The 19,747-nt window shown below is 51.2% G+C and carries 21 protein-coding genes; 1 reads left to right on the top strand and 20 read right to left on the bottom strand.

Going from position 1 to position 19,747, the window contains the following annotated elements:
* Positions 1-12: 12 nt before the first annotated feature.
* From KSF73_03305 to tadA (KSF73_03220), 18 genes are all read right to left on the bottom strand, one after another.
* Positions 13-2,082, bottom strand: a complete 2,070-nt coding sequence (locus tag KSF73_03305; GenBank protein MBV1774738.1) for a hypothetical protein — start codon at positions 2,080-2,082, stop codon at positions 13-15.
* Positions 2,083-2,229: 147 nt separating this feature from the next.
* Entirely contained in the window at positions 2,230-3,660 is a 1,431-nt protein-coding gene (locus tag KSF73_03300; protein ID MBV1774737.1) for a hypothetical protein, read from the bottom strand.
* Between the two features lie 294 nt (positions 3,661-3,954).
* Complete coding sequence (locus KSF73_03295) at positions 3,955-6,024, bottom strand: hypothetical protein (protein MBV1774736.1); 2,070 nt, start codon at positions 6,022-6,024, stop codon at positions 3,955-3,957.
* Positions 6,025-6,041: 17 nt separating this feature from the next.
* The gene (locus tag KSF73_03290; GenBank protein ID MBV1774735.1) at positions 6,042-6,485 is read right to left on the bottom strand and encodes a hypothetical protein; all 444 of its coding nucleotides are present in this window, start codon (positions 6,483-6,485) and stop codon (positions 6,042-6,044) included.
* Positions 6,482-7,075: a hypothetical protein gene (locus KSF73_03285; GenBank protein MBV1774734.1), complete on the bottom strand. Its 594-nt coding sequence runs from the start codon at positions 7,073-7,075 to the stop codon at positions 6,482-6,484. The genes KSF73_03290 and KSF73_03285 overlap by 4 nt, the downstream gene beginning before the upstream one ends.
* Positions 7,072-8,157 (bottom strand): hypothetical protein, encoded by a 1,086-nt coding sequence (locus KSF73_03280; GenBank protein ID MBV1774733.1) that lies wholly within the window; start codon positions 8,155-8,157, stop codon positions 7,072-7,074. The genes KSF73_03285 and KSF73_03280 overlap by 4 nt, the downstream gene beginning before the upstream one ends.
* Positions 8,108-8,932, bottom strand: coding sequence for a general secretion pathway protein GspK (locus KSF73_03275; GenBank protein MBV1774732.1), 825 nt, complete (start codon positions 8,930-8,932; stop codon positions 8,108-8,110). The genes KSF73_03280 and KSF73_03275 overlap by 50 nt, the downstream gene beginning before the upstream one ends.
* A 188-nt stretch (positions 8,933-9,120) precedes the next feature.
* Positions 9,121-9,687 carry a hypothetical protein gene (locus tag KSF73_03270; protein ID MBV1774731.1) on the bottom strand — a complete coding sequence of 189 codons (567 nt, stop codon included), beginning with the start codon at positions 9,685-9,687 and terminating at the stop codon, positions 9,121-9,123.
* A gap of 62 nt (positions 9,688-9,749) precedes the next feature.
* Positions 9,750-10,184 carry a type II secretion system GspH family protein gene (locus KSF73_03265; GenBank protein MBV1774730.1) on the bottom strand — a complete coding sequence of 145 codons (435 nt, stop codon included), beginning with the start codon at positions 10,182-10,184 and terminating at the stop codon, positions 9,750-9,752.
* Complete coding sequence (locus tag KSF73_03260) at positions 10,165-10,599, bottom strand: type II secretion system GspH family protein (GenBank protein ID MBV1774729.1); 435 nt, start codon at positions 10,597-10,599, stop codon at positions 10,165-10,167. Before KSF73_03260 ends, KSF73_03265 begins: the two co-directional genes overlap by 20 nt.
* Positions 10,577-11,035, bottom strand: coding sequence for a type II secretion system major pseudopilin GspG (gene gspG / locus KSF73_03255; GenBank protein ID MBV1774728.1), 459 nt, complete (start codon positions 11,033-11,035; stop codon positions 10,577-10,579). Before gspG ends, KSF73_03260 begins: the two co-directional genes overlap by 23 nt.
* A gap of 28 nt (positions 11,036-11,063) precedes the next feature.
* Positions 11,064-12,269: a type II secretion system F family protein gene (locus tag KSF73_03250; GenBank protein MBV1774727.1), complete on the bottom strand. Its 1,206-nt coding sequence runs from the start codon at positions 12,267-12,269 to the stop codon at positions 11,064-11,066.
* On the bottom strand, positions 12,266-13,978 hold the full coding sequence (tadA, locus tag KSF73_03245; protein ID MBV1774726.1) for a Flp pilus assembly complex ATPase component TadA: 1,713 nt from the start codon (positions 13,976-13,978) through the stop codon (positions 12,266-12,268). The genes KSF73_03250 and tadA (KSF73_03245) overlap by 4 nt, the downstream gene beginning before the upstream one ends.
* A 40-nt stretch (positions 13,979-14,018) precedes the next feature.
* The gene (locus KSF73_03240) at positions 14,019-14,327 is read right to left on the bottom strand and encodes a thiosulfate oxidation carrier complex protein SoxZ (protein ID MBV1774725.1); all 309 of its coding nucleotides are present in this window, start codon (positions 14,325-14,327) and stop codon (positions 14,019-14,021) included.
* A gap of 13 nt (positions 14,328-14,340) precedes the next feature.
* On the bottom strand, positions 14,341-14,823 hold the full coding sequence (locus KSF73_03235; GenBank protein MBV1774724.1) for a hypothetical protein: 483 nt from the start codon (positions 14,821-14,823) through the stop codon (positions 14,341-14,343).
* 38 nt (positions 14,824-14,861) lie between these two features.
* Complete coding sequence (locus KSF73_03230) at positions 14,862-15,407, bottom strand: TIGR00645 family protein (GenBank protein MBV1774723.1); 546 nt, start codon at positions 15,405-15,407, stop codon at positions 14,862-14,864.
* Between the two features lie 12 nt (positions 15,408-15,419).
* The gene (locus KSF73_03225) at positions 15,420-16,346 is read right to left on the bottom strand and encodes a patatin-like phospholipase family protein (GenBank protein ID MBV1774722.1); all 927 of its coding nucleotides are present in this window, start codon (positions 16,344-16,346) and stop codon (positions 15,420-15,422) included.
* Positions 16,347-16,385: 39 nt separating this feature from the next.
* On the bottom strand, positions 16,386-18,176 hold the full coding sequence (tadA, locus tag KSF73_03220) for a Flp pilus assembly complex ATPase component TadA (protein MBV1774721.1): 1,791 nt from the start codon (positions 18,174-18,176) through the stop codon (positions 16,386-16,388).
* A 70-nt stretch (positions 18,177-18,246) separates the two neighbouring features.
* Here tadA (KSF73_03220) and KSF73_03215 point away from each other — a divergent pair, with 70 nt between their 5' ends.
* On the top strand, positions 18,247-18,996 hold the full coding sequence (locus KSF73_03215; GenBank protein ID MBV1774720.1) for a TlyA family RNA methyltransferase: 750 nt from the start codon (positions 18,247-18,249) through the stop codon (positions 18,994-18,996).
* A gap of 21 nt (positions 18,997-19,017) precedes the next feature.
* Here KSF73_03215 and KSF73_03210 read toward each other — a convergent pair whose 3' ends face one another.
* Positions 19,018-19,470, bottom strand: coding sequence for an OsmC family protein (locus KSF73_03210; protein ID MBV1774719.1), 453 nt, complete (start codon positions 19,468-19,470; stop codon positions 19,018-19,020).
* Positions 19,471-19,518: 48 nt separating this feature from the next.
* Entirely contained in the window at positions 19,519-19,728 is a 210-nt protein-coding gene (locus KSF73_03205) for a DUF2892 domain-containing protein (GenBank protein MBV1774718.1), read from the bottom strand.
* Between the last annotated feature and the right edge of the window lie 19 nt (positions 19,729-19,747).

Raw genomic sequence — 19,747 nt, 5'->3', positions numbered from 1 at the left:
TTATGCGAACCTTTATCGAACCCCGACATCTGAGGTTTCTGCTTCAACATAGCGCTCCCACATTGCACGAAGTGCCTCTTCAAATTCTCGAGCTGCTGCCTCTCCATCAAATAAACGGGATTGGCGTACAGACTCTCTAAAGTTTCGTCGGAACTCGCCCATCTGCTCTGGATTTGCCGCAACTTCGCGCACTTTTGTCAATGCTTCGTCAACCGTTTGAAATGCCCAGCCATCCAATCCTGCTGCCTTCATCATGGTCAATGATGCTCTTGATTGTGTGATATCACTATATATCGACAACACCGGGACACCCATCGACATTGCTGTCGCAGTAGTTGTAGATCCAGAATAGGGGAAGGTATCTAGATGAATATCAATTGTATTTAGCTGCTCCATATAATTAACTCTAGACATCAAGCCAATTACATCCAGTCGAGAAATATCAACCCCTAGTCTTACAAAAGAAGCTAGAACCTCGTCCCTCTTCTTACCCTCTGGTAAAATAATTCTCAGCCGGGAGTTAGGCAATGACAAAAGTACGCGCGCCCAGAACTCAATGGTCGATTCATTTACTTTAGCACTTCTATTGAACGATCCGAATGTAATAAAGCCGTTCTTCTCTGCAGGCGCATCTTGCACCGGCACATTTTCATACATTTTCCTCTCTAACACGCCAACAATGGATTTTGTTCTCCAAATCTTTTCAGTACTAAATTGATCTGTCATTCCTTCAGGATCAACAACCTCATCAGTCAACCTATAATCAATGCGCGTTAGCCCTGTGGTATTGGGTGAACCAAATGCACTTACTTGAATCCGCGCAGGTCTCATCGCGAATACTGGAAGGCGGTTATTACCCGTATGAACAGAGCAATCAATTAAGATATCAATTTCATCATCCAATATCTTTTGAGCCAACATCTGGTCACTCCACCGATCAACCAGACGCCAATTACTGGTTACCGCAAAATATCGGCGTGTATAGTCATCAACTGCATCATTATTACTATAAAAATATAGGGAATATTTTTGCAGATCGAAATTTTCAACAATTCCAATCAGCCAATGCGATACTGGATGATCACATAAGTCACCGGACACAAATCCAATGCGCAAAGGGCGATCCTTATCCAGTTTTCGATCCGAAATTTCTACCGTCTGCACATTATTCTCAAGCGCCTTACCATACTCACAATACATTTCATATTGACGTTGCTTTGGAATCCCATCCATATAACCCAAAAAGAAACATCGGATACTGAGCGCACGTAAATTGCATGGTTCTAACTCTAGTGCACGTGCTAGCGATTCAAAGCCCTGCTCATATAAGCCAGCACTACCCTGTGCCTCACTTAAGCGCACGTAATTTTCGGCACTTTTCTCAATATCTAATAATTTATTTGAGGCCTGCATCGCCAACTCATACCTGTGCTTCAGCATGCAGATTTGATGCATAAGCTGAAGTGTACCAACCGATCGCGGATCCAGACTGAGCGCCACATTGATTGCATCCAAAGCAGCATTCGTCATATTGCATTTAGCAAGCATCAATGCATACGCGGTATGCCATGCGGACTTAGTTCTATCTCCCTCAATCATATCGGAGAGAATCTTTTTTACCTTACTTACATTACCATCCAATGCATACAAGGTCGCTAGCGCCTGAACTACGTTGTACTGTTTTTTATATGAAGGATACGCCTTGAGTAAGCAACGTCTTGCTAAATCGTACTCCTTTAAATACATATAGGTCAGTCCCAACTCTGATTGCAATGAGACATCCGATGTATATTGGACTGCAAACTCGTATGCACGTCGCGCATCGATAAAATTGCCAGAAGCAACCTGTAATCTTGCCCACTCCAACTGTACTGCAGGATTATCAGAATAATTCTCCATTAGCGGTTGCAGGTACTGATTAGCAACAGCATTTTTCCTCAGCATGCGAGAAATAACCGCCATGGCCAATTGGCCCTCCCACCCGCTGGTATCTCGCATATGAGCCAATTGCGCAAATTCCACCGCAGCATCTATTTGCCCATTATTTTGTAACTCATAGAGCTTATTTAAGACCTGACTCACGCTTTGCTTCCTTAAAATTCTCAATATCTAGTCTAATTGTAACATGCTGCACTTTATGCGAATTGGCGCAATCAATTGCAAATCTGTGCCAAAAATAAAAGGCGGGGTTTCCCCCGCCTTTCAAACAAACCAATACCAAGCTAGAGCTTAGTGGTTGTCCGGTGTCACGTTGTTCAGTGTACCGTTCGGGCTGTACAGGAAGTTTTGCAGAGAACCGCTGCTGAACTGACCGCTGAACGATGCACGAGCCTTGGATGTTGCCGGAATGGTCAGACCAGTTGCAGCTTCCAGATCAGCACCAGACAGCATAACCGAGGAGTTAGCCTTCACTGCTGCGGACAGCGGACCAGTCTTGCTGGTGCCATCATCCAGAGTCAGGGTCACGTTCACGATACCATCAACAGAAGAGGTGTTGGTCAGGCGAACATAGCTAGCAAAACCATCTTGCTTTGCACCAGCAGCACCAGTCAGGAACGGAACAGTGGAAGTCCAGCCGTCACGAGCAATGCCCATACCCGAACCAGACTTGCTAACTGCACTGTAAGAACCGTTGGTCAGCTTTGCAGTGATAGTCGGTGTGGTTTCCGGAATTGCTGTCTTGCCATCAACCTTCATACACACGTAACGTGTGGTACCAGCAGCGTAGCCAGTGATGGTCGGGAAGGTAACAGCGGTAGCGCCAACTGTTGTTGCTGCTGTATCAGTAGTGGAATCGTACACACATGTGCTCGATGCCGACAGGAAGACCGAAGCAGTAGTAGCAGTTGCAGCATCGAACTTACCAGCCAAGGACACGTCCAGCGATGCGGACGGAGCTGTCAGAGCGGTAGTGCCGTCAGTCAGCTTAACAGATGCCGCCGGGTTGGCGAAAACAACCGAACCAAAGTTCACCAAAATGTTGGCGTTAGTAGCAGCGGACGAAGTCTTGAACTTGGTCGCACTGGTTGCCACGCTGATTACGTTGGACTTGGACGAAGTTGATTGGTCAGCAGTTGTCGCGGTGATGGTACCAGCGACACCAGCAACGGACGATGCCAGAGTCGTTGTCTTGGTACCGGAGGTATCAAACGCGCCGTACAGATCCTTCAGGGATGCAGTAGCTTCAACCTTTGTACCGATAGTAGCCAGAGCAGAAACGCTCTTCAGCTGCGGCAGGGTCCAAGTCAGTGTATCGTTAGCAGCGCAGTTGCCGGTTGGAGTGACATCGAATGTAACGCTGGTATCACCCACTGCACCACCCGAGCGGACGGCAACAGTTGCAGCACATGTCGAGCTACCACCAGGAGCGCCAGTACCGACGTAAGTGGCAACCAGATCACCACCAGCAACAGCAGCATTGAATGCCGAATTGGTCACGGAGAAGGTGATTTGGAACAGACCAGCGGATGTAGTACGGCCGCCAGCGAATGTATATACAGCGGTACCCGGGGAAGCCAGGGTAGTCGAAGTACCGAAAATTTCAGCACCGTACGTCTTAGCAGCACCAGCGGTCAGATCGCCAGCAGCAGCAAACGCGGAAGAACCAGCAGCAGCCAGCGCCAGTGCAACAGCACTCTTCAAAATCTTATTGCTTTGCATCTTTAGATTTCCTTCTTCAAAGAAGTTAACGTGCATAGGGGCTCACGAGTGAGCCTCGTCTTTCGAAAGACGCGCTGAGTATAGCAAAGGAACATTATCTGTCAAAAGCAATTACTCAATCGCGGTACCGCTAGTAAAATACCCAGTGGCATCCACGTTCAGACCGTACAATTGCCAATCTTTAAACCGACTGCCTTCTTGCTCGTTAAGTATTTGTTCTGACAGAAAATCGGAACCACCTGCCATGGTACAGCACTTTTACGATTATGGTCTGCCACGCGGCGTTTTACAAAATTATTTTTCCACTCCTCTAGGTTCTACTTTATCGCTTGTTGCAGATGCGTCAATTTTTTTGCCCGCTGGTGTAGCCATAACGTTACCTGCCTCTCCCGCCCAACCACCCAACCTTGCCCGGAAGGCCTGAGTGATTTGCAAGGCCTCATCATCATCGTTGATGACATACGGCGTAATGAGCACTAGCAATTCTGTTCTTTGCTTGGCTTTCTTGTCCAGCTTAAACAAGTTGCCAAGCAATGGCACATCTTTCAGCCACGGTACACCGGCATCACTCTCATTGTCATTGCTCGAGATCAAACCACCCAGCAGTACAGTATTACTATCCCTGACGGAAAGCTTGGTCTCAATCTTCTTGGTTTGGAAGGTGGGCGCACCACCTACCCCGACACTGGTGGTATTCGCTGCGCTTACTTCCTGCGATACATCAAGATCTACCCGGTCACCGGCATGCACTATCGGTTTGACCTTAAAAATCACACCGGTACTACGGTATTGATAGGTATTGGTGACGGTAGCGCCGGCAATGCCACCTGCCGACAACGATGCAACCGGCACTGCGATTTCCTGACCTACCTGAAACGTCGCATTTTCTCCATTGCGGGTGACGATACGCGGGTTGGACAAAACCCGGCTCCCCTCACTACCTGCCAGCGCGCCAATCGTCATTCGGGCTTCGCCATTTTTCAGATAATTGACGATCATCCCTTGCGCACCGCCGCCGGTCACGGCCGTTGCTGCCCCCGCCAGACCCTTTGCAACTGCGGTACCATTTTGCCCGTAAGCCGTCCAGTCCACGCCCAGATTTCGAGCCAGGCTTTCCGTAACTTCAGCCACGATCACTTCGATCATTACCGTTTTCGACGGACGATCCAGCTCTTTCATGAGCATTTTCCACCGGGTAAAATCCTCAGATCCGCCAGGAAATATAAGCGTATTGGTGGGTGCATTGACAACAACCTTCGTCGGGCCCTTTTGTCCTGGAGTCGGCGCAGCTTCCTGAAGCGCCTGAATCGTTTTGGCTAACTCTGCCGCATCAGCATACTTGGCGGTATATGCCATATAGCCACTGCCACTTCCACCCTGCCGATCCAGCTCGACAGCCCATTGCTGGGCGCGTTTCAGGACTACGTCATCGGTTGCAAAAATGAACAATGAATTTACCTGTGGCACAGGAAGTACCAATATGGGGAACGGGGACCCCTGGGACACCTGACTGGCTACGTTGTAGCCCTCTGCCGCCAACATATCCGAGAGCTTTTTGGCAAGATCCTCTACGCCCCAGTTTTGCGGCGAAATGCGAACACTTTTCTGACTGCGCATATTCGGCTGATCCAGCACTTCGATCGCTTCCAGGGCTGCCGTGATTTCGGAAGACTGCCCACTCAGCAACAGCGCATTACGCTCGGGATCATCGACAATTTGCAGCCTGTTTCCAAACATTTGCCTGAGAATGCCGCTCACTGACGCCGTTCTCAAACTGCCCAGTTCAGCCAAATAAAATACAGGCCGCAATGGAAGCGGTGTTTCCGGCAGGGCTCGCCCACGCATGATTTCCGGATTAAACCCGCTGGTTACATTTTCAGGCGTCACCCGCACCAGACCTGCCACGACGTTGACATGCAACCCATAACTGCGCAGAACCTCTTTCACAGCTCTTGCAAATTGGGTCGGGGTCTGATCCTTACCTGTTGTAAATGAAACCAGATCATTCCGGGCTGCCACCTGCGGATCAATGCTGACATTCATTTTCAGAATGGTGCCGTAGGCCGTTTGAATAAACTCAGGCAGGCGAGCGCCTACCATATTCACCGAAATATCTGCCTTTTCATTTGGATCAATGGCAGGCTGAGCATCGACGGGTGCTTTTGTTGAGGCCTTTTTGATTTCGAGCGGAGGAATTGCTTGGGTGACCGGCGTCTCTTTATAAGCATCCTTGGCAATTGCTTGTTCGCTCACGGATGCGCTTGCATGTGTAATTTGCAACGGTGCGGGGATCAGCGGGTTGGATGCACACCCGGCAATCATTGCTAAAACCGCGCCACTTCCCCAAACCGCAGTGGTTTTCATCTTTCCCTGATACTTATTCATTCTCTGTGCAATCCAATTTGACTGATTCTGCCGTTTAGTTTGATTTGAACAGCGGCATCCGTTACCTGCGCAATCACAGCCCCACCCGGCAAGGTATCGCCCGGGAAAAGCGTCTGCAGAGGTTTACCCTGAACAGCAAGCAACACGCCTTTTCGTTCTCCCGCACGGTAAACCCCTGTCAACTGCCAGTCTGATGGCGTAAGCGGAGCTAGATCTTTTTCCTCTGGACGAACGACCGGCCAGAGCCCCTGTTTAGCGAGTTGCTTGTAGGGCGTATCAGCGTCGCGCTCTAGCGCTTCCGGTTTCACCCAGCTTTGATTACCCGATATTACTTTGCCGGAATAGTGGTGTCCCCGCTGCGACAGCACATATCCCGCAACCGCAGCCGCCACCGTGGATAGCAATACGACTATCCAACGCAAAGACAGTGCCGACTTCACGATTTTTTCTCCAGGTAATATGCAGTCACCAACATCTCTACTTTTTCTTTGCCCGAGTGGTCAATATCCAACGCATCTACTCTCAAATAAGGCTTCATGCCTTCGATATCGTGCAACAGCTCGCGTAACTTATCTGGATCGAAATCGATTGATACGCTGTATTTCACAACATTACACGTGTTCAGTTTGCAATGATCAGACCGTTCATTGCTAGTTGCCTTATCAACTTTCCGGTCGACCTCCTCCTCTTTAAGGGTGATGCGTGGTCTTACTGCTTTAATTCGGTCAAGCTCAGTCCGCAGTAGATCATACAGCCGTGCTTGCGCAACACCGGCGGTAGGAAAATGCCATACATTGCTTTCCTCCTCTCGTAATGCCAGTGTTGCCTCGGTTGATCTAGTTACCCAGGGGGCAGAGGATGCCTGCTGATAGCGAATCAAACTACTTTTGAGCTGATCTCTCGCCAACTCTGCCTCACGGTTGTGCGCTTCCATATCGTGCCAAGCAACCCAGCTCAATATAAGAAGAATCGTGAGAATCCCGCCCCTTAGCACGATGCTATTCTGTAATTGCTCGAGCAATGCCTTCACGAACGTACCTCCGGCTGATTTTCTGCTCCATTCGTCCCCAGATCGGCAAATACGCCCAATTGACGTGTGTCTTCGTAGCTCACAACTTTCACATTCTTGATGCCGGGCATAGCGTTGAACCAGTCGATAACTTTTGCAGATGTCACCCCTTCGGACGGAGCTAGCACGATTTTCAATTTATCCTGATCGATCTGGATAATTTTGACTTGGGCACTGCCTAAGGGAATGACTTTTGCTACGTCTGCCAATATCGCGACCTTCAGGGGCTGCCGATACAACTCCCTTAGCTGCGTAAGCTGCGCATTTGCTGCTACCGCCGCCTCCTGTGATTTAACTAAGCTACGTACACTAGCAGAGGCCTGATCTACCTGCTCTTCGAGCGCGGCAACCTCTTTATCAAGTACCCACTTGCGATTCAGGCTAAAGGCCAGTGCCGCTACCATGCACGCATATGCCAGAACATAAATTGCAAATTCAAATGTAGATACCACACGAATGGCGTCTCCCAACCGTATGAGCTTGAATCCTGTATGGAATTGCTCCTCCGATGCCTGAACTTTGCTTGGTACACGAAGAATGTCTGCGGGTATCCCACTCACCCCCCGCAGGAAGCGCGTAACATCCTGTGCATCTGGCTCAACAGACCACCACCGGCTATATTTAAGTACACCTTCATGCCATATCTGGGCTTCGAATCCGGAACGACAGGCCAGCAGATATGTGCCATCCTGCCTATGCTCATGCAGCAGGCACTCTGGAACAACGGTTGCCTCAGCCAGTGCAGATGCCGTTAGATCACCCACAGGCTTGTCCCAGCACCACACCATGACCCATCCATTGCGAATCGCGTAGATTGCGTCGCTTTGCGGGGACGGAGCCCATGCACCAATCCTTAATCGAATTGCGCTTGCGAGCAGTTTGGCAGGTACACCGCGCATATCGAACGAACTGAAATGCAGCAAATTACGCCCAAGGATTACATCCCGGGCACCAAGTATCGCCTCACCGCTCAGGTCCGTAACGAGTCGTCGTTTATTCTGGTAACCGAACCGAGTCAGTAACTGTCGGAATGGGGATTTCATGTTCCGTTTCGCCATGCGAGTAATATTTTTTGTCATGCGGGGAAAGCACCCTTACCCCTCTAATTGCAATCGGCCTCTCACGGCCATCACCTGGTGCAATTTCCAGGTAGTAACGCTTGCCCCAGCGTACCTCTTTGGGCCAAATATCCAGCCTGACACGAGCAGAGACCTGAAATCCGTAGGAAAGCCAGATTGATTCGAGTGGCTTGGCCACCAAAGGCACCATATCGGCAGCACCGGTAATGGCCTCGACCTGCCTTCGATCGATGATTCGCTTCGCCAACTCGGGAGGAATCGCATCATACGCGGCCAATACCTCCAATGGGGCAGTGTTTGGGTTTAATGCTCGCTTTGCGGATGTCAAAAGCCAGTCTGGCGGAGGCATCGTGTCGCTTGTACGCAATGAACGCCAGCCCAGCACTCGATAAATTTCTTCAGAAAATGAAAGCAACTGATGCGCTGGCAATAACTCGCCAGCTGCAATATAGCCCTCCGATGCCGCACCATTAAGACGCTTCAAATCAGTCGGGTCACGATAATCCAGCAAGGAGTCTGCCAGATGATCGGCCACATCCCCACTGCGACCAAACAGTATCAGCAAATCGTGTATTTTGCTGCTATCCATGCCATTAACAGAAAGCAGTCCAGCTTCATCCTGAATACGCAACTCGGCACCACTTTGTGCCAAGTACGGGCGACTGTCCGCATAGATGGCTGCATCCGCCTTCCCATACGATGCGAAATTCGGACTATTTACGGTCAATCGATACTGCATCTCGGCCAGTGAATTTTGCTCACTGATTTCGCCAGCAATTCGGCCTCGCCCAAGCTCTACGGCCTGCATGGCATGGCGCGCCTGCAGGGCGATATGCCCAGCGACAAGCATGGCAACAGCGAGAACCACAAGCACAAGCGGTAATACAAACCCGGCCTGCGCGCCCAAGGATAGTCGGTAGGGATATTTCATCTGAACATGGGCTTGGCAGATTTCTCTGGATCAAGCACACCCATTACCTTGACTAATCGGATGGCGGAGCTTGCTCCGTCTTTGTACTCCACACCAATATACGTAGGTAGCACCGCAAGTTCTTGCGCCCCCAATCCCGGCACCCAAGTATCGCGGGATTGATGCACTTCATCCATAAATACAAAACGGGCAGCCCCCGAAAATGCCATGACCATCATATTCTTCTGTTTTCCGACGTCCATGATAAGTTGCGTTCCACCGCCTCCATTTCCCTGAAGCACAATTTTGATAGGTACCGGCCCCTCATTTGCATCAAACGGATTGCCAACCGTCATACCCATCATGGTGCTCGGTTGCCCAATGAACATTGGCTCTTTGGGCTGATATGCAATCGGCACCATCCCGCCAAGAGCAGTCTGAATCCATCCCCACTTTGTTTCACGCGCTAGCCGCTGCGATATATTCTGCTCGACTTTTTCAGCGGACAGATTCAACTGCCCCAAGATTGGATACAGAATGCTCATGATCAGACCAACGAGCACAAGCACGACTAGTATTTCCATGAGCGTAAAAGCACATTGCCGCCGGGGTACAGAGGCATTGCTATGCATTGTGTATGATGAAGTCAAAGGATGTTGACCTCACGAAACTTCTTAAATCCGAACTGTTTGATATCTATTTGCTCTTGTAGTCCATTATTCCGGTCGTGAACAGTTACATTAAGCTTGTATAAAGCAACCAAATAGACAACTTTCTTGTCTATATGACGGGATTGCTGAACCAGCGGGGTAATGGCCTGGCTCTCCCACGTAAATTCAACATTGCCGACGACATCCCGCCCTGATGGCTGCTCTGCGGGATTAATGCCTTTGGCAAACTGCAACCCATTTTCCTGAAGTATTTGACGATCAAGTGCTTTTGACACTCGGGAAACAATCGACAAACTATTGCTCGACCACTCAAGCAATGCCCCTCCCAGCAGCGATATAAGCAACATCGCTACCAGCACCTCAAGTAAAGTCATTCCACGCTGACTGAAATCAGACCAACTTTGGCTCACATGCGCCTTTCAATATGCGAATGGTCATGATTTCCCCATCACTGCGTTTCAACTTCAAGTCTCCCCCCATACAGAACCCTGACGGACTCACGCCTTTTCCCTTTGCATCAAGCAACTGCCATCCCTCAGGCAAGTCAATCAGCGGCGAGCCATCTACATAGGCAAGGGTCAAAGCGGACACATTCCAATCAACATACTGAGCTGATTGCTGAACCCGATAGGGCATTCTTTTGCAGGCTTGTATAATCTGCTGCAATTCAAGCCTCGCGTTTGCACCATCTAGCATTCGATTAATCGCAGGCGCAACTACTCCCGCCATCATCCCCATGATCAGAAGTACAACCAGTACTTCGATCAGAGTGAAGCCAGAATAACGAACCGAACGGGGCCAATTAGCCCGGCGGAAGAATGCCAACGTCTGCATTGTTGCCTTCACCACCCTTTTGACCATCCGCACCGAAGGAATAGAGCGCAAACGGCATACCTTTCGCGCCAGGCACGGAGTACTGATACGCATGTTCCCATGGATCCATAGGCACCTGGGCATTATTGATATAGGGACCTTTCCATCGTTGTTTGTCACCATCTTTCGGGGGGGTCACTAACACAGATAAGCCTTCTTCCGTGGTAGGGTAGCGATTCATATCCAATTGAAACGCATCCAGTGCACCTTGGAGCAACCTCACTTGTGTCTGAGCAGTTTTGACTTTTGCATCATCTCCCTTGCCAATGACACGCGACCCAACCAGACCGACAATCAAACCAATAATGGTCAGCACCACTAACACTTCCAGCAGTGTAAATCCCTTTGCTGCCGCATACCTTGTGCGCTGCGAACCTTGATGTTTCATTTGCTCAGCAATCCTTGCTTTTCAACATTTAAACGAAATCGGACATACTTGTAATGGCCATCATGACCGCTACCAGCACAAGCCCGATTGCTCCCCCAACCAACAAAATCGCGATCGGTTCAATCAGTGAAACCATTCGCTTCATTCTTTCCCGTACTTTTTCGAGGTACATCTCAGACAAAGACCCCAGAACACTGGGCAGTCGACCGGATTTTTCCCCAACTGCAATCAGGTTGACACCGATTGCATCAATTGCATTGTGCATTTTTAGCGACTCTGCGACCTTCTTGCCTGCACGTATATCTTTGGTAACCAGTTCAAACTTAGATTTCATGGAGGGTAACGTCACAGCGCCCACAGCCAATTCCAGCGCCTGAACAATCGAAACTCGATTACCTAGAAGCAGACTCATCATGCCAGACCAGTTGGCAATCTGAGCCTCATGAATCCATGCCCCCAGAAGCGGCAATGTGGCCATCTGATTGAACAGTGCTGCACGTACCTGTTTCAGTGCAAGCAGCGCGCCAGTTAAGCCTAATAGCGCAGCCAAGCCCAGAAGCAATTCAGGCTGGTGTGCCTTAGTAAATGCACCAGCCTGTAGCACCCATACCGAAATGGCAGGCAGTCCTCCCTTCGCAGACTTGAGCAAGCCGCTAAATTTGGGAACCACATAGGTGAAAATGAAAAATGTTGCGCCAAATCCAAATGTCACCAGAATACTCGGATATATAAGGGCACTGATAGTTTCCTGCCGAAGCCTTTCGGTGCGCTCCATATTTGCCACTGCAGAACTTAGTGCTTCGGAGACTGTACCGGTCATCTCACCCGCCCGAATCAGATTGTTGACGTATTCGGGGAATGGGAGCTTGCCCTTGGGCAAAGCAAGCGACAGCGGCTCACCCGCCCTGAGTGCATCACGAATCCGTAGGAAAAAATCCTGAAACGCTGTTCCTTCATTTGCCTCACACAGAGACTCAATCGATTCCAGCATGGATACGCCAGCAGAAAGTAGCGTGGCCAATTGTTTGAGAGCTGTAATGCGCTCGGATACTTTGGGCACTCGCCCCGCCTGCAAACGCTTCCAGACAGACTGTTTTACAACGGCCTTTGAGATCTCGAGCGGAGTGAGATGCTGCTGTTCTAGAAACTTGAATACATCAGCACTTGAATTTGCATTGAGCTCACCTTTGACAAGGTCCGCCGACGCCGTCATGGCTTGGTAACGAAATTTCATGCCTCTTCACCGAGCGTTTCAAGTCCAGTGACGCGCAATACCTCGTCCAGTGAAGTTAACCCGCGACTAGCTTTAAGTAGCCCATCATCAAACAGGCTGCGATTTCCCTCTGCACGCGCAATTGACAGCACTTCGCCAGAAGACTGTCTGAGCATGATTGCCTCCTGAAGCCTTGGTGTCACTTCAACAAACTCGTAAATACCCAGTCGTCCCTTATAGCCGGTGTGATTGCACTCCGCGCAACCGTGCGCCTTGAGAAAACGTGGTGCATCTATCGATACATCAACCACAACTTGCTCAAGGGATTGATATCGAGCCAGGATTGAATCCGGAATGACGACAGGTTCTGCGCAATGCTGACAAATGCGCCTGACCAAACGCTGGGCCTGGACTGCCCGTACGGATGAGGCAACCAGAAAGGGTTCAACGCCCATATCCATCAGTCGCGTAAATGCAGACACCGCATCATTGGTATGCAGTGTTGAAAACACCATGTGCCCCGTCAGAGCTGATTGCACGGCAATTTCGGCTGTTTCAAGATCACGGATCTCACCGATCATGATGATGTCCGGGTCATGGCGCAAAATCGCCCGTAATGCTCGTGAAAAGTCATAGCCGATTTCGGCGTGTGTCTGAATCTGGGTAATGCCATGCATCTTGAATTCGACAGGATCCTCAACGGTAATGATCTTGTGTGATCTGTCATTGGCTGCAGCCAGTGCCGTATAAAGTGTCGTGGATTTACCGGAACCTGTCGGGCCAGTTACAAGAACAATCCCGTGAGGCTCTTTGATGTATCGCTCAAATGCTTCGAGGTGATCGCGTTCCATTCCAAGCCGCTTCAGACTGAAATCTTTTCGCTCCTTGGGAAGTAAACGCATCACAATCGACTCCCCGTATACACCGGGAATCACCGAGACACGAACATCCATATCCATACCTGAGGTTCGCAGCGAAATCCGTCCATCCTGAGGCAATCTACGTTCCGCAATATCCAGCCCAGAAATCAACTTGATTCTTGACGTTACCGCATCGGTTCGTTCCTTTGGGAATCGCCCGCGACTTTGCAATACACCATCAATTCGATAGCGAACCTCAAAATCTCCTTCATTCGGTTCAACGTGAATATCCGATGCACCTTCATCAGTTGCCATGGCGAAGATATTGTTGACCAGTTCAATGACAGGCGCTTCTTCGGCTAGTTCTTTGAGATGTGCTTCATCATTACTGGCGGAATGCGAATCTCCGGCGGTCATGTCGGAAATAAGGCGCGAAATATCGCGGGTTCGCACAAAAAACCATTGGTAGCTTTTTTGGTTGAGTGCGCGCTCTATCACCTCTTGCACGTACACATCCAGAGGGTGCCGACTGCCTACACCCAAACCGCCATCACGACGACGCCACAATAGCACCCCGAATTCACTCAACCATGACTGTGCAATCTTGTGTTCGATGGCAAGAATGGCAATTTCCGAGCCACTGACAGGTAATTCATGCTCGTCAGCCAGCATCAATCCTGTCTGATCCGCAAGTACGGGCAAAAGATTGTCTTCCGAAATTGCCCCCAACCTGACCAGCACTGCTCCCAGCCTGGCTTTCAAGGTTGGCTGAGCCGCAATGGCACGCTCCAGATCATTCTCTGTGACGAGGCCTCGCTCAAGCAATAATGCACCCAACAACTGTGTGGAAAGCGGCATGTTTAACGTCATATTTTTTCCTGCCAGATACCCTAGATAGCCTCACGAGGGGCTATACATCAACCTTACGTTCTACACGACCCTTTTTACCCGATGAATCCAGCCATTCTGCAACGAGTACATTTCCCTTCACCACATTGCGCATTTTGACAGAAACTCGCGGATGATCAGGCAAATTCGCTCCGAGATTAAAGTCGGCCACAGGCCGATCGTCTACCTTCAGTACAATTTGCTGTACAAAGTTTTCGGGCACAAACTTGCCCGACTTGCTATCGCGCCGCTGCCCATCCTCCGTCGCATGTACAATTTTGACGGAGATTTCCAGCATTTCACCTTTTCTGGTGATCATGATCGAAGACATAGATCTAACTCGTCTATTTAATGGGTTTAGCCAGTTTGATTTCCCGGGTGACCTTATAGAATTTCCCGCCCGCTTTCACCAAAGCATGAACCTTTGTTGTACCTGGAATTTTGATATCTACACTTATATCCGGGTCGATTTCGGGCGTCAGGAGAAACTGCGCTGCAACTGGGAATGCATTTCTGTCCACAACGATGGTAATTGATTCCGTCGAGGGCACCTCGCTCATGACGCGCACAGGAACGCGCTCTGGCGTATCGGTAATATCAGGTACATCTAGTAAGATTCTTCGGCCATACTCAACAGCACCAGCAACCCGATTTAGCGCTTCATCTGTATTCTGGGTTTTAAAAAGACTTGAAGGCCACTCTGCAGCCAAAACGGTAAAACCCGGCATTTTGCTTGCAATCGCTCCCGCCACAGACAATATCGTCGCTTTCAAAAAGCGGCGACGAATGCTGGTTTCGGATTGCGAATTCAAATCATGTTTCAACATCTTGTCCTGTTTTCCGCCCGTGCAAGCTGCCATATCCCTCAATGCCCCGCCTTCGCCGCAATCAGCTTATCTGTCCATGCCATCACCACTGCAGAAACCAGGAAGGTGAAGTGGATAATCACCTGCCACATGACACCTTCGTAGCTGCCATTGAAGGCTGGATCACCTACGCTGATGAACACTTTCAACAAATGCACGGATGAGATACTGATTAAGGCCAGTGACAGCTTGGTTTTCAGCACCCCTGCATCGACGTGCGCCAGCCATTCGGGACGGTCTTCGTGTTCTTCAACGGCGTTAATGCGGGACACAAAGGTTTCGTATCCACCAATCACCACCATCACCAGCAGGTTAGCAATCATCACCACATCGATCAGGCCCAGCACAATGAGCATGATTTCCGATTCGGTCATGGTGGTAGCAGCCATCACCAGATGGGTGAGCTCGCGCATGAATTTATATACATACACGCCCTGCGCCACAACGAGGCCAATATAGAGCGGTGCCTGCATCCAGCGGCTCCAGAACAGGAAGCCTTCCATGCGATCTATGGCACGTAATACTGCATCTTTCTTTTCAGTCATCTTGCATCCTGCTTAGCGATGGGTAGCCACCCAGCGCTCAATTTTCTCACGAATTTGCGGTAATGCGGCTTGTGTGGCTTTTTCGCCCTCCAAAATTGCCACATTGCGCAGATCAAAATCTGCCGCCCCGATTTTGCCCACACGCGGCTGGATCACAACATCTGCGCGAGCCAGCTCCAGCTCACCCAGCTTCTGCCCCATGATGGTGACCGCCTGATTGGCAATACCAGCAATACCTTGTGCCGGCGCACCGTGCTTTGCCTTTGCTGAAATATCTACCGCAATGACGATATCCGCACCCATTTCTCTGGCAGCATCGACAGGAACCGGACTAACCACGCCACCATCCACATAACGTCGACCAGATATCACGACAGGCTGGAATACACCTGGAATACTGCTGGATGCGCGCACGGCCTGCCCTGTATTGCCTTGCCGGAACACAATCCGATTACCGGAGTCCAGGTCGGTGGCGACTGCTGCGAAGGGTTTATTCAGCTTTTCGATCGGCTTGCTGCCAATCATCTGATTGACGAAGTCCTGCAGTTTCTCGCCTTTAACCAGGCCGCCCCCGCCAATGGTCAGATCGCGGATCTGGGTCTCATCGAGGCCAAATGCCTTTTCTTGCAACTGAAAGCCGTTGAGGCCACTGGCATACAGTGCGCCCACCACAGATCCTGCGCTGGTTCCGCTAACCGCCTCAATCTGATAGCCCTGCGCCTCCAGCGCTTTGATTACGCCAATATGCGCAAACCCCTTTGCGGCGCCCCCTCCGAGCGCCAGCCCGAGTTTAGGCTTGGGCAGCAGCTTCACGGGCGGCTGTGGCACGCTCGCAGCAGCGGGTAATGTCGTGGCAGGCTGGACAGGCGCTTGCTGACTTGCGCAGCCTGCCATGATTGCCAGTGCGCCCACCAGCAGGGCGCGATGCACATACTTCATGTTCTGTTTACTCTCAAATACACGGGCAAGCAGCCCGCATCAAAAATCATCGGATGGCACAACGCGCATCACTTCTTCCAGCGTGGTTAATCCCGCTGCAATTTTCTGTGCCCCCGCCAGACGCAATGGTTTCAAGCCATCTTTGACGGCTTGCTCAAACAATGCGGGTGGCGATGCTGCGTCACTGATCTGCCGACGCAGTTCTCTAGAGATGGTCAGCATTTCATATAAGCCAACACGTCCCTTGAACCCCGTCTGCCTGCATTCCTGGCAGCCGGCCGGATGATAAACCGTTTTGGGCGTGGGTGCCTTCCAGGGACTCAACAATCCGCGCCACTCATCTTCCGGGATTGGCTGGGGCTGTTTACAGCTCGGACACAACGTCCGCACCAGCCGCTGCGCCATGATACCCACGAGTGTTGCACTCACCAGATAAGGCGGCACACCCAGTTCTAGCAGACGCGTAATCGCCGAGGTCGCATCATTGGTATGCAGAGTAGATAACACCAGATGCCCGGTTAGCGCCGCCTGAATCGCCATGTCGGCCGTTTCTCGATCCCGGATTTCACCCACCATGATGATGTCGGGATCCTGCCGTAACAGCGTCCGCACACCCTCCGCAAAAGTCAGATCAATTTGAGGCTGCACCTGCATCTGGTTGAAGCTTGGCTCAACCATTTCAATCGGATCTTCAACCGTACAGACATTGACCGATTCGGTGGCCAATTGTTTCAGCGTCGAATAAAGCGTCGTTGTTTTACCCGAACCAGTGGGCCCCGTCACCAATACAATGCCGTGCGGCTGCGCGACCCAGTGACTCCAGCGCTTTTCGTCATCCGGTCCGAATCCCAGTGCGGCAAAGTCGCGCACCAGAATGTCCGGATCAAAAATCCGCATCACCAGCTTTTCACCAAAGGCGATTGGCATCGTTGAAAGGCGCAGCTCGATTTCCCGACCTTCCGGTGATTTGGTTTTCAGCCGGCCATCCTGCGGGCGGCGCTTTTCAGCCAGATCCATTCGCCCCAGCACCTTGATACGCGACACGATGGCCGTCATCACCGGCGGAGGTACCTGATACACCGAATGCAGCACGCCATCAATGCGCAATCGGACATGTCCGGAATCACGGCGTGGCTCCAGATGAATATCGGATGCACGCTGCGCAAAGGCGTAAGAGAACAACCAGTCGACTAGCGCAACGATATGATGATCGTTGGCATCGACATTGCCAGTACGTCCTAGTTGAACCAGCTGTTCAAAATTAACTGTCTGCTGGCCGGGATGTGCCTGTGATACCGCCTTTTTTACAAAGCGGGACAGGTTGTAAAACTCGGGGAGATATCGGGCAATTTCTTCCGGGCTGGCAATCACCCGTTTGATCTGTCTCCCCAGAATCTTGGCCAGCTCCTCTTCCCAATCGCGAAAGAAGGGTTCCGCCGTGGCAATTGTGACCGATCGACCATCCACCGCCACGGGCAAAATCGAGTAACGGGATGCGTAGGCGTGACTGACGACGCCCGCCACCGATGCCACGTCAATCTTGAGTGGATCAATATGCATCCACTCCAGCCCCGCATGGTGCGCAAGCCATTTGCCCAGCCAGTCCATATCCAGTTTGAGATCTGGTTGCTGCCTGCTCATCCAGTTCTGCCCGGCAATGGACACAAAGGGATGCGTTTTGCCGTGCGCCGACGTACGTGCAGGAATGAGAAAAGCTTCTGCGGTTTCCTGATCGATATGCCCCTCTGATACAAGCGTATCGACAATCAGCCGGATTGAAAGGCGATTGTCTCCATGACCACGAACAGGGTGAAAGGTGGAAGATTTCATGGGGCGATTGTAGCGTTTTACCGAGAATACGCGCGTATTTTGTTAAAATACCTTCATGTCACATGATCTTATCCGTGCAGACGCACTCATCGCCCAACGTCAGCTGGCGCCCTCTCGCACTGCCGCGCAATCGCTCATCGAGCAGGGACGCGCATTCTGCGTAGAGGCAGGCAGGCATATTCCGATCGCCAAGGTCAGTCAGAAGTTGCTTGCTGACTGCGAATTATTTATCCAGCCCGATCCCGCCGACCGCTATGTCTCAAGAGGCGGTTTAAAACTGGCAGGTGCCTTGGCAACAACCGGGCTCACGGTAAACGGGTTGGTGTGTCTCGATGCAGGTATCTCTACAGGCGGATTTACAGACTGCCTCTTGCAAGCGGGAGCTCAGAGCGTGGTTGGCGTGGATGTCGGACACGGTCAGCTTCATCCCAGACTACACACCGATTCGCGCGTACGCCTGATCGAGGGCGTAAACGCCCGGGATATCACCGCCGATGCCATTCAAGCACCCAACGGTGGATTTGATCTGGCAGTCGCTGATCTATCTTTTATTTCACTCACGCTTGTTCTGCCTGCGCTTGCCCCACTGATCCGCGAGGGCGGCTATCTGCTTACCTTGGTTAAACCTCAGTTCGAGGTAGGCCGTGAAGGGATTGGACGAGGCGGCATCGTACGCGATGAAAGTCTCTATGCCGGTGTCAGACAAAAAGTGGAAAGTGCTGCAAGTGATAGTGGACTGACGCCCATGCAATGGCTGGATAGTCCAATTACCGGCGGCGATGGCAACCGTGAATTCTTTATGCTGTGTCGCCGCGGATAATCGTCAGAGGGTGCGGATAGGTTATCGGGATTTCACCACCTGCCCGTCCGCATCCACCACTTCTACGGCCACATCGATCCCGCCACGCACACTTTGCGTAACCACACAGAAATCCTCAAATTGCGCGAGGATGCGTTCCAGTTGCTCGACCTCTGCCGCCTTTTGCCCGATCCGGATCGATACGCCGATATGGGAAATACGCAGGCGTCCGGCCTCATTCCGGCCGATCTCCAGATCGACTTTTGCCGTGATCGGCTCGGGTTGATTCTTGAATTTGCGCATCGCGAACAGCAAGCTCGCCGCCAGACAATTCGCCACGCCCACCGCAATCATGCGCGACGGATTGGGGCCTGCACCCTGCCCCAGCGGTGCGGGTTCGTCGGTCAACAGCTGTGGGATGCCATCGCCAAAATCGACATCGAATTGGTAATCCGCACGCTGCGTCAGCGTCAGACTGAATCCGCTTTCACTCATCATTCACTCCAGACCGGACGACTCGCAAGCCGTCCGGATGTGCAGGACTTATTTACTGTCAGATGCATCCTGACGAACGCCACAGGTATTCATGCCAAATGGCAGATAGGCCGGGCAGAAACGGAAGGTGCCGGTGAGAATCGGCACAATGCCGATCCAGCCCCATGCACCCACCATGCCGGTTGCCGCCAGTACCACCAGCGCCACGCCCACCACAATCCGCAGCATTCGATCTACACCGCCCACATTGACTTGCATGATGCACTCCCGTTTTTAA

The organism is Burkholderiaceae bacterium DAT-1, from assembly GCA_019084025.1.
In the GTDB taxonomy this organism is placed as follows: domain Bacteria; phylum Pseudomonadota; class Gammaproteobacteria; order Burkholderiales; family Chitinimonadaceae; genus DAT-1.
Note: the sequence above shows the minus strand (reverse complement) of the source record. Positions and strands in the feature narration are given on the sequence as shown.

Coding starts and splice junctions, on each gene's coding strand:
- KSF73_03240 (MBV1774725.1), bottom strand. CDS start 14,327: ATGTCTTCGATCATGATCACCAGAAAAGGTGAAATGCTGGAAATCTCC.
- KSF73_03270 (MBV1774731.1), bottom strand. CDS start 9,687: ATGGAAATACTAGTCGTGCTTGTGCTCGTTGGTCTGATCATGAGCATT.
- tadA (MBV1774726.1), bottom strand. CDS start 13,978: ATGACGTTAAACATGCCGCTTTCCACACAGTTGTTGGGTGCATTATTG.
- KSF73_03230 (MBV1774723.1), bottom strand. CDS start 15,407: ATGACTGAAAAGAAAGATGCAGTATTACGTGCCATAGATCGCATGGAA.
- KSF73_03205 (MBV1774718.1), bottom strand. CDS start 19,728: ATGCAAGTCAATGTGGGCGGTGTAGATCGAATGCTGCGGATTGTGGTG.
- KSF73_03295 (MBV1774736.1), bottom strand. CDS start 6,024: ATGAAAACCACTGCGGTTTGGGGAAGTGGCGCGGTTTTAGCAATGATT.
- KSF73_03280 (MBV1774733.1), bottom strand. CDS start 8,157: ATGAAATCCCCATTCCGACAGTTACTGACTCGGTTCGGTTACCAGAAT.
- KSF73_03225 (MBV1774722.1), bottom strand. CDS start 16,346: ATGAAGTATGTGCATCGCGCCCTGCTGGTGGGCGCACTGGCAATCATG.
- KSF73_03250 (MBV1774727.1), bottom strand. CDS start 12,269: ATGAAATTTCGTTACCAAGCCATGACGGCGTCGGCGGACCTTGTCAAA.
- gspG (MBV1774728.1), bottom strand. CDS start 11,035: ATGAAACATCAAGGTTCGCAGCGCACAAGGTATGCGGCAGCAAAGGGA.
- KSF73_03275 (MBV1774732.1), bottom strand. CDS start 8,932: ATGCAGTATCGATTGACCGTAAATAGTCCGAATTTCGCATCGTATGGG.
- KSF73_03210 (MBV1774719.1), bottom strand. CDS start 19,470: ATGAGTGAAAGCGGATTCAGTCTGACGCTGACGCAGCGTGCGGATTAC.
- KSF73_03235 (MBV1774724.1), bottom strand. CDS start 14,823: ATGTTGAAACATGATTTGAATTCGCAATCCGAAACCAGCATTCGTCGC.
- KSF73_03300 (MBV1774737.1), bottom strand. CDS start 3,660: ATGCAAAGCAATAAGATTTTGAAGAGTGCTGTTGCACTGGCGCTGGCT.
- tadA (MBV1774721.1), bottom strand. CDS start 18,176: ATGAAATCTTCCACCTTTCACCCTGTTCGTGGTCATGGAGACAATCGC.